The organism is Haloferax sp. YSSS75 (assembly GCF_046764215.1).
GTDB lineage: Archaea > Halobacteriota > Halobacteria > Halobacteriales > Haloferacaceae > Haloferax.
In genome coordinates this window covers 1,452,553-1,467,327 of the sequence record NZ_CP177206.1, presented here as the reverse complement: position 1 = coordinate 1,467,327, position 14,775 = coordinate 1,452,553, and the positions used below count along the sequence as shown (strand labels likewise).

General features: G+C 62.9%; 13 protein-coding genes. 5 read left to right on the top strand and 8 right to left on the bottom strand.

The window, feature by feature from the left end; all coding sequences use genetic code 11:
• Positions 1-1,920, bottom strand: a complete 1,920-nt coding sequence (gene gyrB / locus ACK3R5_RS07740; protein WP_411968584.1) for a DNA topoisomerase (ATP-hydrolyzing) subunit B — start codon at positions 1,918-1,920, stop codon at positions 1-3.
• 214 nt (positions 1,921-2,134) lie between these two features.
• On the opposite strand from gyrB, the gene ACK3R5_RS07735 reads away from it, so the two are divergent.
• Both ACK3R5_RS07735 and ACK3R5_RS07730 read left to right on the top strand, forming a co-directional pair.
• Positions 2,135-4,531, top strand: coding sequence for a DNA topoisomerase VI subunit B (locus ACK3R5_RS07735; RefSeq protein WP_411968583.1), 2,397 nt, complete (start codon positions 2,135-2,137; stop codon positions 4,529-4,531).
• The gene (locus ACK3R5_RS07730; protein ID WP_411968582.1) at positions 4,531-5,631 is read left to right on the top strand and encodes a DNA topoisomerase IV subunit A; all 1,101 of its coding nucleotides are present in this window, start codon (positions 4,531-4,533) and stop codon (positions 5,629-5,631) included. The genes ACK3R5_RS07735 and ACK3R5_RS07730 overlap by 1 nt, the downstream gene beginning before the upstream one ends.
• Before the next feature lie 24 nt (positions 5,632-5,655).
• Here ACK3R5_RS07730 and ACK3R5_RS07725 read toward each other — a convergent pair whose 3' ends face one another.
• From ACK3R5_RS07725 to ligA, 3 genes are all read right to left on the bottom strand, one after another.
• On the bottom strand, positions 5,656-6,489 hold the full coding sequence (locus tag ACK3R5_RS07725) for an alpha/beta fold hydrolase (RefSeq protein ID WP_411968581.1): 834 nt from the start codon (positions 6,487-6,489) through the stop codon (positions 5,656-5,658).
• A gap of 91 nt (positions 6,490-6,580) precedes the next feature.
• Positions 6,581-7,291, bottom strand: coding sequence for an MBL fold metallo-hydrolase (locus tag ACK3R5_RS07720; RefSeq protein ID WP_411968580.1), 711 nt, complete (start codon positions 7,289-7,291; stop codon positions 6,581-6,583).
• 65 nt (positions 7,292-7,356) lie between these two features.
• Positions 7,357-9,117, bottom strand: a complete 1,761-nt coding sequence (gene ligA, locus ACK3R5_RS07715; protein WP_411968579.1) for an ATP-dependent DNA ligase LigA — start codon at positions 9,115-9,117, stop codon at positions 7,357-7,359.
• 118 nt (positions 9,118-9,235) lie between these two features.
• Between ligA and ACK3R5_RS07710 the strand changes: the two genes are divergently transcribed.
• Entirely contained in the window at positions 9,236-10,765 is a 1,530-nt protein-coding gene (locus ACK3R5_RS07710; protein ID WP_411968578.1) for a hypothetical protein, read from the top strand.
• A 22-nt stretch (positions 10,766-10,787) separates the two neighbouring features.
• Here the strand turns inward: ACK3R5_RS07710 and ACK3R5_RS07705 are convergent, their stop codons facing one another.
• The 3 genes from ACK3R5_RS07705 to ACK3R5_RS07695 form a co-directional block, all read right to left on the bottom strand.
• The gene (locus ACK3R5_RS07705) at positions 10,788-10,949 is read right to left on the bottom strand and encodes a hypothetical protein (RefSeq protein WP_411968577.1); all 162 of its coding nucleotides are present in this window, start codon (positions 10,947-10,949) and stop codon (positions 10,788-10,790) included.
• 92 nt (positions 10,950-11,041) lie between these two features.
• A complete protein-coding gene (gene psmB / locus ACK3R5_RS07700) occupies positions 11,042-11,773 on the bottom strand; it encodes an archaeal proteasome endopeptidase complex subunit beta (RefSeq protein WP_411968576.1) in 732 nt (243 codons plus the stop codon).
• 138 nt (positions 11,774-11,911) lie between these two features.
• Positions 11,912-12,100, bottom strand: a complete 189-nt coding sequence (locus ACK3R5_RS07695; RefSeq protein ID WP_411965838.1) for a hypothetical protein — start codon at positions 12,098-12,100, stop codon at positions 11,912-11,914.
• Positions 12,101-12,530: 430 nt separating this feature from the next.
• On the opposite strand from ACK3R5_RS07695, the gene ACK3R5_RS07690 reads away from it, so the two are divergent.
• The gene (locus tag ACK3R5_RS07690; RefSeq protein ID WP_411963478.1) at positions 12,531-12,890 is read left to right on the top strand and encodes a DUF555 domain-containing protein; all 360 of its coding nucleotides are present in this window, start codon (positions 12,531-12,533) and stop codon (positions 12,888-12,890) included.
• A gap of 43 nt (positions 12,891-12,933) precedes the next feature.
• Positions 12,934-13,473 (top strand): CBS domain-containing protein, encoded by a 540-nt coding sequence (locus tag ACK3R5_RS07685; protein WP_411963477.1) that lies wholly within the window; start codon positions 12,934-12,936, stop codon positions 13,471-13,473.
• Here the strand turns inward: ACK3R5_RS07685 and ACK3R5_RS07680 are convergent.
• Positions 13,470-14,768: a cytochrome P450 gene (locus ACK3R5_RS07680; RefSeq protein WP_411968575.1), complete on the bottom strand. Its 1,299-nt coding sequence runs from the start codon at positions 14,766-14,768 to the stop codon at positions 13,470-13,472. The two genes, ACK3R5_RS07685 and ACK3R5_RS07680, sit on opposite strands and share 4 nt — an antisense overlap.
• Between the last annotated feature and the right edge of the window lie 7 nt (positions 14,769-14,775).

Sequence of the window (14,775 nt, the reverse complement as noted above, 5' to 3'; positions counted from 1 at the left end):
TCAGATATCTACCCACTCGGCTTCAGTCGCGTGTTCTTTGATGAACTCTTTTCGCGGTCCGACGGCGTCGCCCATGAGGATGTTGAACATCCGGTCTGCCGCCGCGGCGTCCTCGATAGTGATGCGCTTGAGGACGCGGTTTTCGGGCTTCATCGTCGTCTCCCACAGTTGGTCGGGGTTCATCTCGCCGAGACCCTTGAACCGCTGGACCTGCGTGGGGTTGCCGTTGCATTTCTCCTCGATGATGCGGTCCCGTTCTTCTTCGTTCATCGCGTCGTAGGTGTTGCCTCGGTAGCGGACGCGGTAGAGCGGTGGTTGTGCCGCGTAGACGTACCCCGACTCGATGAGGGGACGCATGTGCCGGTAGAGTAAGGTGAGGAGCAACGTCCGGATGTGTGCCCCGTCGACGTCGGCGTCGGTCATCAGGATGATACGGTTGTACCGCGCCTCTTCGATGTCGAACTCGTCACCGATGCCCGCACCGATGGCGGTGATGAGGGCCCGAATCTCGTCGTTCTGCAGGATTCGGTCGAGACGGTGTTTTTCGACGTTCAGAATCTTCCCCTTGAGGGGGAGGATGGCCTGGAACTTTCTATCGCGGCCCTGCTTGGCGGACCCGCCTGCGGAGTCTCCCTCCACGACGAACAGTTCGGACTTCGTTGGGTCACGACTCTGACAGTCGGCGAGTTTCCCGGGGAGCGCCGTGGATTCGAGCGCGGACTTGCGTCGCGTGAGTTCTTCGGCCTGCTTTGCGGCCTTCCGGGCGCGTGCTGCCTCGACGGCCTTCGAGATGATGGCCTGTGCCACGTCCGGGTGCTCTTCGAAGTAGGTCCCCAGTTTCTCGTGGGTGACGCTCTCGACGATACCACGAACCTCGGAGTTGCCGAGTTTCGTCTTCGTCTGCCCCTCGAACTGTGGGTCGGGGTGTTTGACGGAGATGACCGCGGTGAGGCCCTCACGGACGTCTTCGCCACGGAGGTTCTCGCCGTCGAGGTCCGAGAGCATCCCCTCGGAGTTGGCGTAATCGTTGACGACGCGAGTCAGCGCCGTCTTGAACCCGGTGAGGTGTGTCCCACCTTCGCGTGTGTTGATGTTGTTGGCGAAGGCGTGGATAGAGCCCTGCAGTTCGTCCGTCGCCTGCATGGCGATTTCGACTTCGATACCCTCCGACTGGTCTTCGTAGTAGATGACGTCGTCGTGGAGGGACGTCTTCGTCTCGTCTAAGTACTCGACGAACTCGCGGATACCGCCCTCGTAGAGGAAGGTACTCGACTCGTCGGTTCGCTCGTCCGTGAGCGTGATTTCGACGCCAGAGTTGAGGAAGGCCAGTTCTCGAAGTCGGTTTTCGAGCGTCTTGTAGTCGAACTCGTCCGTCTCGAAGATATTGTCGTCCGGCCAGAATCGGATGACTGTGCCGGTCTTTTCGTCGGCATCGAGGTCACGAATCCGCTTGAACTCCTCCGGAAGTGGTTCGCCGAGTTCGAAACGGTGACGCCAGAGCGCGCCGTCGCGTTTGACTTCGACCTGCAGTTCCTTCGAGAGCGCGTTGACGACGGAGACACCGACGCCGTGGAGGCCCCCGGAGACCTGATAGGATTTGTTGTCGAACTTCCCGCCGGCGTGGAGGATGGTCATGATGACCTCCAGGGCAGGTCGGTCGTACTGTTCGTGCGTATCCACCGGGATACCACGGCCGTTGTCGGAGACGCTGACTGACCCGTCGTCGTGAAGGGTCACTTCGATAGCGTCGCAATACCCCGCAAGTGCTTCGTCGATAGAGTTGTCGACGACTTCGTAGACGAGGTGATGAAGTCCGCGAGAATCGGTGGACCCGATGTACATCGCCGGACGCTTCCGAACGGCTTCAAGCCCTTCGAGGACCTGAATCTGCCCGGCCCCGTACTCGTTTTCCTGTGACATCTGGAAAGGCCTAGGATAGCCCATCCCTTAAAGCCTCGCACGCGCGAGCGCGTACTACATACAGGAACGCCGCTTTGAGTGCCGCACCTCCATTCGGTCGGGCTTTTTGCGTCACCGGGCCGACCGGGTCGCGACGGACGACACTTGTTGCGTTCACTTTCACTTCGTTGCCGGAGAGTACTTAACGCGGGAATTGGTAGATGCGGCACAGGAAATGACGTCGTTCCAGTCGACGCTCGGCGAAGACGAGGGGATTGCAGAGGAGTTGGCGAAAGGCCAGCGAGAGATCTCCATCGCCGAGTTCTTCGAAAAGAACAAGCACATGCTGGGCTTCGACAGCGGAGCCCGTGGGTTGGTCACGGCCGTCAAAGAGGCCGTGGACAACGCACTCGACGCAACGGAAGAAGCGGGTATCCAACCCGATATCTACGTGGAAATTAGCGAGGTGCGCGACTACTATCGCCTCGTCATCGAAGACAACGGACCGGGCATCACCAAAGAACAGGTGCCCAAAGTGTTCGGGAAACTCCTCTACGGTTCTCGTTTCCACGCACGCGAACAGTCCCGTGGTCAGCAGGGTATCGGTATCTCTGCGGCAGTTCTCTACTCTCAGTTGACCAGCGGGAAACCCGCGAAGATTACGAGTCGGACGCAAGGCTCTGCGGATGCCGAGTACTTCGAACTCGTCATCGACACGGACAAGAACGAACCCGAGATTCGTTCGTCGAAGACGACGTCGTGGGACCGCCCACACGGGACGCGCATCGAACTGGAGATGGAAGCGAACATGCGCGCTCGCCAGCAACTCCACGACTACATCCTCCACACGGCAGTCGTGAACCCGCACGCTCGCTTCGAACTCCGGGAACCCGGCCTCGACGAACCGATGAAGTTCGAGCGGGCGACAGACCAACTCCCCGAACAGACCAGCGAGATTCGTCCACACCCACACGGCGTGGAACTCGGGACGCTCCTGAAGATGCTCAACGCGACGGAGTCGTACTCTGTCTCCGGATTCCTTCAGGAGGAGTTCACCCGCGTGGGTGCGAAGACGTCCTCGAAGATTATCGACTCGTTCCGTGACCGGCACTTCGGCCGGGAGATGACGTGGCAGACACCGGCGTCCCACGAGACGGACGAACTCGTCGCCGTCGTGGAAGACGCCATCGCCAACAAGGGGAAGGGTCCGACCGCCGCGTTCGCCGAGGAACTCGTCGACATCGTCACGGGCAAAGACCGAATCGCCTACAGCGAACTCGTCGATATCGTCGGCAACGTCGCCGACTCCGTCGGCGCAGAGACGGACACCTCGTTCGGCGACACGGTCCAAGAGAACGTCGTCGAAGCGGTGTGGCCCGTCCTCTCGGAGGACCGAGAGAGCGACATCTACGCCATCGTCGACGACGTGACGACGACCAAGAAGAGCGACGCCGGCAAGGTGTCTATCGCCCGGTCTATCGCGACGCAGTTCGCCGAGACGACGGGGCCGAAAGACCGTGCCTCTCACGAGGACATCTCCGAGTTCGTCGTGTGGGCGGCCGAACGCACCAAAGAACGCCAAGACGAGACCTACGGCGAGACGGCACAGGAGAAGATTATCGACGCCATCTGGTCGCGGATGCGGACCGTCCCCGACGACGTCCCGAAGGTCCGCGACATCGCGGGTGACCGCGACGTCGCACGCGACTTGCTCGAAGGCATGCGCGAGGCGGACATCCTCGCGCCGCCGACGGACTGTCTGTCGCCCATCTCCGCAGAACTCGTCGAAGAAGGGCTGAAAAAGGAGTTCGACGCCGACTTCTTCGCGGCGGCGACCCGTGACGCGGAAGTCCACGGCGGCGACCCCTTCATCGTGGAGGCGGGCATCGCCTACGGGGGCGAACTCAAATCTGAAGGGAGCATCGACCTGCTTCGATTCGCCAACCGCGTCCCCCTCGTCTACCAGCAGGGGGCGTGTGCCATCACGCACGTCGTCAAGGACATCGGGTGGCGGAACTACGGCCTCGACCAACCGGGCGGAAGCGGGATGCCGAACGGCCCCGCCGTCCTCATGGTCCACGTCGCCTCCACGAACGTCCCCTTCACGAGCGAGTCGAAAGACGCGCTCGCGGACGTCCCGGCCATCCAGGACGAAGTCGAACTCGCGATTCGCGAGGCGGCACGCGAACTCAAATCCTATCTCTCGAAGCGCCGGTCCCTCCAGAAACGTCGCGAGAAACAGGACGTCCTCGGGCGCATCCTCCCGCAGATGGCGACGAAGCTCTCCGAAGTCACGGGGCGCAACGAACCCAACATCGAGGGAGCGCTCGCTCGCATCATGAACAACGTGAGCGTCGGCCGAGAAATCGACGACGAGACGGTGACGCTGACGGTGAAGAACTACTCCAGTACCATCGAGTCACCCGACATCACGGAAATCGTGACGACCGAACCGGGTGGCCTGAACGGTGACGCCACCGTTGTCGACTTAGACGGCGAGTGGTTCGTCAAGTGGAATCCCGAGGTGTCGCCCGGAGAGACGGCGACGCTCACGTACACGATTGCAGAGGACGCGTCGTTCGACATCAACGTCGACGGCGTCGAAGCAGAGAAACTCACGGTGAACGCATAATGGCATCCGATTCGAAGACATCCGAGGAGATTGCCCGCGAACGGCTCATCGACCTCGCAGCGGAGTTCTACGACCAGTTCGACCGGGGGGAGATTCCCGAGATGAAACTCCCGACCCGGACGAAGAGCAACATCGAATACGACGAAGACTCCCACGTCTGGGTCTACGGCGACCGAACCTCGACCCGGTCGGCAAACAGCGTCCGCGGCGCGCGGAAACTGCTGAAAGCCGCCTACACCATCGAGTTCCTCGCCCGCCAACTCGACGAAGACCGCTCGTCCACCCTTCGTGAACTCTACTACCTCTCGGAGTCGTGGGACGCAGAAGAGGCCCACTTCTCCGACCAGGACGAGTCGAACCAGTTGGTGGAGGACCTCGAAATCGTCTCGCACGTCACGCGGGAAGACTTCCACATGCGCCCCGAGGAGTCGGGTGCGACCCTCATGGGGCCGTTGAAGATTCGAGAACAGACCCGCCGCGGCGAGCGCGAAATCCACTGCCAGGGCGACGTCGGCGAAGGTGGCTACCAGATTCCGAACAACCCCGACACCATCGACTTCCTCGACCACGACATCGACTTCGTGATGTGCGTCGAGACCGGTGGGATGCGTGACCGCCTCATCGAAAACGGGTTCGACGAGGAGTACAACGCTCTCATCGTCCACCTGAAGGGCCAACCCGCCCGTGCGACCCGTCGTATCACGAAGCGCCTCCACGACGAACTCGACCTGCCAGTCGTGGTCTTTACAGACGGTGACCCGTGGTCCTACCGCATCTTTGGCTCTGTCGCCTACGGGTCTATCAAGTCGGCCCACCTCTCGGAGTATCTCGCGACGCCAGAGGCCCGCTTCGTCGGGATTCAACCGCAGGACATCGTCGACTACGACCTGCCGACCGACCCGCTCGCGGATTCGGACATCAACGCGCTCCAGTCGGAACTCGAAGACCCGCGCTTCATGACCGACTACTGGGAAGAACAGATAGAACTCCAACTCGACATCGGCAAGAAGGCAGAACAGCAGGCACTCGCGGCCCGTGGTCTGGACTTCGTGACCGACGAGTATCTGCCGACGCGCCTCGACGAGATGGGCGTCATCTAACGCCGACGACCGAGATTTTTCCGCTTACGGGTGGAGTCCGTCACCGCGGAACCCATCGAAGTAGCGCCTGACGATACCGTTGCATTCTCGTGGCTGACTCGTCGCCAAGTCGTGTCCGACGCCGCCGAACAGCGCCAGCGTCGAGTCGTCGATACCGTCTTTGAGTTCACGGAGTCGTGGTTCGGGGAACAGACTGTCGCTGTCGCCAGCGGCCACGAGCGTCGGGGCGTCGATATCGCCGAGAATCTCCCGTGCGTCGTGTTCGAGAGTGGCCGTACACGAGACGACGACGTCAGACGGGTACTCTGGCCGGAAGTTTGCGAACCGCCCGGCGAACTGGACGAACGGTGGGACGACAGTCTGTTCGGAACCGGTCGCCGTCTCGCGCACCGTGTCGGCGAGCACGTCGGCCCACTTGCCCTTGCCGGCCCAGTTTCGCCACTGTTTCACGGCGTTTTCTCCGTGGCCACCGAGACGACTCCCGGCCGAGACGATAGCGACGTGGTCCACGTAGTCCGCGTAGTCGGCAGCGAGGTACTGCGCGACGAGGCCCCCCAGAGACACGCCGATGACGTCCGCCGGCCACAGGCCCTGTTCGTCGACGACGGTGGCGTACGCGGCGGCCATGTCGCGGGTCGAAGAGCCGACGGGGAGGTGTCTGCGCCGGCCGACGACCCAGACGTCACGGTCCGCGAACTCGCGGTAGAGGTTCGTGAGCATCATCGCCGTCCCGCGGTTCGGGTCGCCGCGCTGGAAGGCGTCGGAGAGGCCGGGGATGACCAACAGGGGGTCGCCGCCAGTGTCACCGAACCGGTAGTAGGGTCGGCGACCAGCGAGCATGCCGTAATCGAGGTCCATGTCCCGATAGACGGGACGGCCCGGCAAAATCGTTCTGTCTGTTTACACCTCTACAGGGCGACAGCGCCCCGGCGTGGGCCGAGACGACGACTCAGACGTCGCTGGGGTCGTCGAGCACGACGGGGATACCCCGGCGTGCGACGTCGACGACGAACGCGTCTTCGTCCGTTTCGAGAACCGGGATGGTGTCGTAGTGGATGGGCAGTACGAGGTCAGGGTCGAGTGTCTTCGCGAGGTCCGCCGCCTCGTGGCGGTCCATCACGACGGTGCCGCCGATGTTGGCGAGGAACAGTGATACTTCGAGTCGTTCGAACCCCGCCAGTACGTCCGAATCGCCCGGCCAGAAGATGGTTCGCCCACCGAGCGAGATGTGGTACGCACACCCCAGTCCGCGTGGGTGGTAGGGTTCGCCGTTCTCGCGGACGTGCGGGCCATCCGGGTCGTTGAACGCCGGGAGCGTCCACACGTCGGCGGCACCGACCGTCAGGAAGTCCTCTTCGCCGACGCGAATCGTCTCGTACGGCAGGTCTTCGACCGGTGTTACGTCTCGGTCGATGTTCGCGGCGTCGACGCCTTCGAAAGCGACGACAGTAGCGTCCTCGTCGGCCACCTGTTCGATGGCGTCAGAGTCGTAGTGGTGGTCGTGGGTGACCAAAATCAGGTCGCCGTCGCGGGCGTAGTAGTCGTCGAGGACACCGTAGCGTCCGGGGTCGAAGTAGACGACGAACCCGTCGGGCGACTCGACGCGAACCGTCGCATACCCAAGCCACGAGACAGAGAGGCCGTCGTGTTTGATGCTCATACTCGACAGGTGGGCCCGGCGGATGAAAAACGCGACTACTGCGAGTCGGCGACGGGAATCGTCGGTTACTGTGACCCTGCCAACCGTTCGACGCGTTCGAGCGTATCGGCTGTCTCGGCCGTCTTGTCTTCTCGGACCGTGACGAACCGGGGGAACCGAAGCGCGTACCCGGAGGAGTACGTCGGCGACGCCTGAATCTCCTCGTACCCGACTTCGAAGACGACAGACGGTCGAATGTCGACTTCTTTGCCCGACTCTCGCTCGATTTCGGGTTCGAGTAGGTCGGTGAGTTCGACGAGTTGCTCGTCGGTGATACCCGTGGCGACTTTGCCGATGGTTTCGAACCGACCGCCGTCGTCCGACGCACCCTCGACGCGGGCCGACAGCAGGAACGTCCCGAGGAACTTCGCGCGCCGGCCTTCGCCCCACTCGGCACCGGTGACGACGAGGTCCAGCGTCTCTACGTCGGGTTTCCGTTTCAGCCAGTTCTTCCCCCGGTCCCCGGGCGAGTACGGGGCGTCGGGGTTTTTGAGCATGATACCTTCGTGGCCGGCGTCGAGTGCGTCGGCCTCGTAGGCGGCGATTTCGTCGGCGTCGTCCGAGTAGAGGAGGTCGGAGACGGCGTCTGAGTCGGGGCCGAGTACGGACGTCAGTCGGTCGTGACGCGCCGACAGCGGGTCGTCTAACAGGTCGTCGCCGTCGGCGTGGAGGCAGTCGAACGCCCGCAGTTCGACGCGGACTTCTTCGCGCATCCGGCCCACGTCGTGTTTGCGTCGGAAGCGCCGGAGAATCTCCTGAAACGGGAGTGGGTCGCCGTCGTCGTCCATGGCCACGACTTCGCCGTCGAGGATGACCGGGTCGGTCACCGTCGCTTCGACGAACTCGACGACTTCCGGGAGTGCGTCCGTCACGTCCTCCATGTTGCGCGAGTAGAGCGATACGTCGCCGTCGGCGTCGTGGTGGACCTGCACGCGAGCGCCGTCGAACTTCGTCTCGACTGCGGCGGTGCCCCACTCGTCGAGGGCGTCGCCGGCAGTGCCTGCCTGTGCGAGCATCGCTTGAATCGGTCTCCCGACTTCGAGACGGACGTCGGCGAGACCGGATTCACCCTCGTCACGGGTGACTTCGGCGACCATCCCGTAATCGTTCGAAACCTGCAGGGCGCGGGCGACGCTCGCAATCGCGTCGTCACGGCGCTCACGGGCGGCCGATTCGGTGTCCGCGTCCACGTCGTCGTCGCGGATGGCGGCGGCGTCTTCGGGGGCGACGAGGAACGCTTCCGCGATGGCGTCACGGACACTCCCTCCGCCGACACCGATACGCATCTCTGAGAGGACGAGACGTGCGAGGAATCTGGCTTCTTCGGGGTCGGTTCGGTTGAACAGGCCGTAGAGGGTCTTGAGCTTCGTGTCCTCGCTCCCGGACCCCGACGCGGCGGCCAGCGACCGAAGTTCGGAATCGAGTTCTGCGACGGTCAGGCCGTCCTGTCCGCCGTCACCGAACGCGGCGAGGCCACGTTGGCCGCCGAAGTCGTAACTCGCGGCGACGGCACCGATTTCCCCGAGGTCCGCGAGTCTGTCTTCGACGTCGTCGGCGGAGACGTTCGGCCCCGCGGCACGAGCAATCGCTTCGTGACAGAGGCGTGGGCCGATATCGAGCGTGGTGGAGTCCCACGCCGGGAAGACGCGTCCCTGGACGAATCGGACGACTGTCGAAAGGTCACTGCCGGCGTCCCGGAACAGGTCTGCGAGAAGCGAGACGATGGTGAGGTCGGCGCTCTCTCGTTCTATCTCGGCGGCGCGGGCGGCGAACTCGGCGAACTGCATCGAGCGTGCATACCTCCGCCCGGGGCAAAAGCGTCTCGACAGTCGTCGGTGATGTGATTCGCTGTCGAACGCGGACAGTGCCGGGACGTTCAAGAGTCTCGGCATCGTCTCGGCGGGTATGAGCGACGACCTCGCAGAGCGCGTCGAAGACGTGCTCGCGGTCGACGCGGCCGAGTTCGATGCACAGGCGAAAGCCGACGCTGAGGTACTCAAGCGCGAACTGCGTGAGGGGACCTTCGACAACCACCAGTCCATCGTCGGACTGGAGTACGAGTTCTACGCCGTCTCCGACGGTCGATGGTCCGCGAGCGAAGACGACGTCCACGCGCTCATGCGGGTTCCGCGTCGGATGCTCGGTCTCATGGGCTTCGAGAAGGAACTGGGTCTGCACAACGCCGAGATGACGACGAGTCCCCAACCGTTGAACCCCCACGGACTCCGTGCACAGGAGTCCGAGGTTCGCGCCCGTCTCGAAGCGGCGCTCGACTGCACCGCCGCCGAGGGGATACGCCTCGTCTCCGACGGAATGTGGACCATCCCGCCGGCGGGAGAATCGGCCAGAGAGTACCTCACGGACTCTATCAGAGACGGCGGCATTCGCCTCGCGACGAACATGAGCGGTTCGGTCCGCTACCACGCGATGGCCAACGGGCCGACTGCGCCCCCGTCGTTTACCCTCGAAGCGCCGCACGTCTCACTCGAAGCGGACACGGTGATGCCCGAAGCGCTCATCACGTCTATCCAACCCCACTATCAGGTGCCACGCGCCGAAGACCTGCCGCACTTCTTCAACTACGCCCTCCGCGTCGCCGGGCCACTCCTCGCACTCGGCGTCAACTCGCCGTTCTTCCCGAAGGACCTCTACGACGACGACGCGACGGCCGACGAGATTCTCGACGAGGGGTGGGACGAGAACCGAATCGCCGTCTTCGAGTCGGTGCTCAACTCGGGAGACCACGACAAGGTGACGTTCCCCGAGGACCTCGACACCATCGAAGATGCCGTCGAACGCGTCGTCACCGACTCGACGATGGTTCCGATGTCCGTCGCGACGGGCGGCCGATTCGACGACGAGTTCGCCACACTCCGTCGGAAACACGGCACGTACTGGCGCTGGGTCCGTCCGGTCTTCGACGGCGCGAGTCGGTCGTCTGCGAACGCTCGAATCGAGTTCCGACCCATCGCCGGTCAACCGACGGTCCGTGACTCTATCGCGTTCCAGGCCGCCTTCGCGGGCCTCATGGAACGTCTCCCACGACAGGACCACCCGGTTATCGACCAAGACTGGTCCGTCGCCGAGGAGAACTTCTACACGGCCATGCGCGAGGGGCCACACGGCGACATCGAGTGGGTCGATATCGACGGCGACGACGTTGCGGGTGCGGAACTCTACGAGGACCTGCTCGTCCACGCGCGTGACGGCCTCAGAGTCGCTGGCTGTACCGAAGAAGAGGCGAACTACTACCTCGAACCCCTGCGGAAGCGCGTCGAGACGGGCGTCACGCCGGCCGACTGGAAACGCCATCGGGTCCGCGAGAGAGTCGACGACGGTGTGGACTTCGAGACGGCACTGCACGAGATGCAGCGCGAGTACGTCGAACAGCAAGCCGACACGCTCCTCGAAGGCGAGTTCGCAGACTGGTTCTGAGACGGCGTCACGTCGCCTTCGGTCAGCGACTTCGACCGGCCGCCACGAAGTACGCGTAGTCGCCCAGTTCCTGCGTAATCTCTTCGAGAGACGTCGCTTCGCAGGTTGCGCACCGAGACGGAACGTCGGGGACGGAGACGACGGTATCACACCGTCTACAGGCGAAGAATCTCAACCTAAGCACGACCGATGGTCGGGACGACGAGAGATAAGCATCGCCCCCGTGAGCCACACCTACCGGTCGCGGACGGAAAGCGGAGAGAAACGAGAGTGGCCTTATTCGAGGCCTTCGAAGTTCTGGTGGCGCTCGATGTCGACGCCGTCTTCGTCGACGACGGCGATGTTGATACCGTTACCCGACGCGAGGTCACGTTCGACTGCCGCGCGGATGGCGTTCGTCGCGACCTGTTTCGCCTCTTCGACGGTCAGGTCGTCGCTGTACTCTCGTTCGAGGACACCGAGGGCGTACTGACTGCCGGAGCCAGTGACCGTGTACTCCTCTTCGAGGACGGACCCTGCGGGGTCGATGCTGTAGATGTGGCCGCCTTCTTCGTCGTAGCCACCGAGAATCGGTTGGACGATGAAGAACGCGCCGGAGCGAAGGAAGTTGCCAACGAGCGTCGACAGCGCCTTCATGCTCATGTTTTCGCCACGGCGGGATTCGTAGAGACGGACCTCGGCGCGGAGCGAACTGATGAGCGACTGGGCCGCCGAGACGGACCCGGCGATGGTCAGTGCGCCCGTCGGGTGAATCTCTTCGACCTTCTGGACGTCCTTCGAGGAGACCATGTATCCCATGCTGGCGCGCATGTCAGTCGCGAGAACGACACCATCTTCGGTCTTGATGCCGACGGTCGTGGTACCGGTCTTCGTCTCTTTGTCACCCAGTGAGTCGGCACGTCGCTCGGCGTTCGTAAACTCGCCGAGTTCGGGGCCGAACACGTTCGAGTGGTCGCCGTTGAGCGAGTCGAGACGGCCGGAGAACTCGTCGTGAGTCGGGGTACGCATTGTCTGCGATTGCACTTCGGCGCTGATAAATGCAACCCTTCACCTCGCCGTTGCCGGTGTTGTGCTGTGTGGCGTTCGGAGACGGCGGCGGCGCTCACGGGTGGTCGGTGGCTCTCAAAAAGCGGTTGCCGGCCCGTGTTAGCGGGTAACAGCGCGTTCGTATGCGTTTCCGGTCGTCTCGATGAGACGGTGCATTGGGAGGGTCACGCCCATCCGGCGGGCAGCGAGTGCAATCGGCAAGAGGGCGATAGCAGTCGCCACTGACAGCTGATAGGCGGCGAGCAGGACGTTCTTCTTCAGGCGGTGAATCATTACCGTTGTCCTCACTCGGGTGTCGAGCGACGCCTGCATATAAACTTTACCACCTCACGAAATAACTAACCCGACGCTGTCTTGCGATTCAACTCTACTTGTACAATATCCAACGCGAACGACTCCTCGGCGTGAGTAGTGCGTGACGACGGGGGGCAATTCTCGTAAGTTATGGAGATAATATCGGTCGCATGCGCAGGCCGCGCGCGCTCCCGTCAGGTTCCGTGACTGTCGGAATCAGGCGCGAGTCAGTCTTCGACGTGTGTCTCGCCGTGGCGTGGGCGCGCGTGAGTCTGCGTCGTTTGGAGACGGTTCCACTATCGGCTCCGGAGCATCCCGGTTTTCGGCCGTCGAATCCGGTTCCCCTTCGACTACGGGTGAAACTCTCTATCACCCGTCCGCGCGAACCACAAGACACGAAACCCCACCGGCGCGTAAGCACTGTATGAGCAACTATCTCGTCGCGATGGAGGCGGCCTGGTTGGTACGGGACGTCGAGGACATCGACGACGCCATCGGCGTCGCCGTCAGTGAAGCCGGTAAGCGACTCAACGAAAAAGACAAAGAGTACGTCGAAGTCGAAGTCGGTGCCACGCCGTGTCCGGCGTGTGGCGAACCGTTCGACTCCGCGTTCATCGCGGCCAACACCGCACTGGTCGGCCTGCTCCTCGAAATCAAGATTTTCAACGCCGACGGTGAGAAACACGCCTCGCGCATCGCAAAGAGCGAAGTCGGCGGCGCACTCCGTGACGTCCCGCTCGACGTCATCGATATCCGAGAGTTCGAGTCCGACGAAGGCGCTTAGAACGACCAGAACCTTTTTTCATAACCGTGGGTTATCCCTCGGCATGGAACTCCCCACGCCACAGGACCTGCGGGAACGCCGCAAGTCGCTCGACCTGACGCAGAGTAAACTCGCCGATATGGCCGGCGTCTCGCAACCACTCATCGCACGTATCGAAGGCGGTGACGTGGACCCGCGTCTCTCGACGCTCCGACGCATCGTCGAAGCACTCGACGAGGCAGAAGGAAAAATCGTCCGCGCAGAAGATATCATGCACGCCGACGTTCGGAGCGTCGCCCCCGACAACTCCGTCCTCGAAGCACGCGACATGATGCTCGATGCGGGATTCTCGCAGTTGCCAGTCATCGAAAATGGCCGTCCGCTCGGCATCATCTCGAACGCGGACATCCGGCACGTCCAGGAGGACAACGTCGCCGAACGCCCCGTCAACGAAGTGATGTCCGAGAGCATCACGACAGTCGAACCCGACACGACGTTAGACGAAGTCGGCGTCTACCTCGACCACAACTCGGCCATCCTCGTCGTCGAAGGCGGCGAGACAGTCGGCATCATCACGGAAGCGGACATCGCGGCACACATCTAACGCCGTCGGACGACGAGGGGAGTTTCACCCTTCGGTTGCGTCGTCATCTCGGGCGTGATTTCCAGTGGTTCGTCGCCGTCCCAGTCGAGTTCGAACTCCCGGAGCACCGACGCGAGGACGATTTTCGCCTCGGTGAGTGCGAACGCCCGTCCCAGACAACTCCGCGGGCCGGCACCGAAGGGGATGTACGCGTACGTCGACCGGTCTTTCTCGCCGTCCCACCGGTTCGGACGGAACGCGAGTGGGTCGTCGTACCATCGCTCGTCGCGGTGGATGTGGATAACTGACAGGTGGATATCCGTCCCTGCGGGGATGGTTCGTTCGCCGACCGAAAACGGTCGAACTGTCTCGCGCGGGAGCGTGTGCACCGGGGGATAGAGGCGCAGACTCTCTTTGAGGACGCGTTCGACTGTCGACACGTGGTGGATATCGTCGGCAGTCACGCGACCCGACCCGACCACTGAGTCGACTTCCGAGCGCGCACGCTCGCAGACTGCCGGGTGTGTCGCCAACAGGTACAGCGAAAACGTGAGCGCGAGTGCCGTCGTCTCGTGGCCGGCGAAAATCATCCCGACGAGTTGGTCTTCCATCTCCTCGCGGGTCTGCGGATAGTCGCTCCCGAGCGTGTCCACCAGTTTGGCCGTGAGACTCTGCTCGTCCGCCGTCTCGACGAGCGTCGACACTTCGTCGCGGAGCAGTCTGTCTGCCCTGTCGAAGCGCCGGCGACTCGGCGTCGGCACCCAGCGTGGAAGGACCCACGATGCCGGCGAGAACCGCCCGTTGAGGCCGTCTGCTGCCCCTCGGATTCGTTCGTCGGCGTCCAGTTCGAGTTCGCGTCCGAGGATGGTGGCGAAGATGATGTCGAGTGTGACGCCTTTCATCTCGGATTCGAGCGAGAGCGTTCCACTATCGGGCCACTCCTGTATCCGCCGCTCGACCTGTCTACTCATCACGTCGGCGTACTCATCGACTCGGCCCCACCGAAAGAACGGGTCGAGCGTCGCACGCTGTCGTCGCCACTCGTCGCCTTCGACGGCAGTGACGGCAGTTCCGAACGCGGCAGCGAACTCACCCCCTTTCGCTATCGCATCACGCTCGCTCACGAGTGCTCGTTCGACGTACGTCGGGTGAGCGAGCACGTACAGGTCGTCCAGTCCGAGGACGTCGAGACCCACCACGTCGTCGACGCCGTGGTCCGTCAAGAGGTCACCGACGAACCCGAACGGGTCGGCAGCGAAGGCGAGGGTGTGACCGACGAACGGCAGTCCAGTCGGTGTCGGTGGGAGTCGTGACACAGTTCGA

Excerpts from the sequence above, each read along its gene's own strand:
- ACK3R5_RS07735 (WP_411968583.1), top strand. The coding sequence starts at position 2,135 with ATGACGTCGTTCCAGTCGACGCTCGGCGAAGACGAGGGGATTGCAGAG.
- ACK3R5_RS07685 (WP_411963477.1), top strand. The coding sequence starts at position 12,934 with ATGGAACTCCCCACGCCACAGGACCTGCGGGAACGCCGCAAGTCGCTC.
- ACK3R5_RS07710 (WP_411968578.1), top strand. The coding sequence starts at position 9,236 with ATGAGCGACGACCTCGCAGAGCGCGTCGAAGACGTGCTCGCGGTCGAC.
- ACK3R5_RS07725 (WP_411968581.1), bottom strand. The coding sequence starts at position 6,489 with ATGGACCTCGATTACGGCATGCTCGCTGGTCGCCGACCCTACTACCGG.
- ACK3R5_RS07690 (WP_411963478.1), top strand. The coding sequence starts at position 12,531 with ATGAGCAACTATCTCGTCGCGATGGAGGCGGCCTGGTTGGTACGGGAC.
- ligA (WP_411968579.1), bottom strand. The coding sequence starts at position 9,117 with ATGCAGTTCGCCGAGTTCGCCGCCCGCGCCGCCGAGATAGAACGAGAG.
- gyrB (WP_411968584.1), bottom strand. The coding sequence starts at position 1,920 with ATGTCACAGGAAAACGAGTACGGGGCCGGGCAGATTCAGGTCCTCGAA.
- psmB (WP_411968576.1), bottom strand. The coding sequence starts at position 11,773 with ATGCGTACCCCGACTCACGACGAGTTCTCCGGCCGTCTCGACTCGCTC.
- ACK3R5_RS07720 (WP_411968580.1), bottom strand. The coding sequence starts at position 7,291 with ATGAGCATCAAACACGACGGCCTCTCTGTCTCGTGGCTTGGGTATGCG.
- ACK3R5_RS07730 (WP_411968582.1), top strand. The coding sequence starts at position 4,531 with ATGGCATCCGATTCGAAGACATCCGAGGAGATTGCCCGCGAACGGCTC.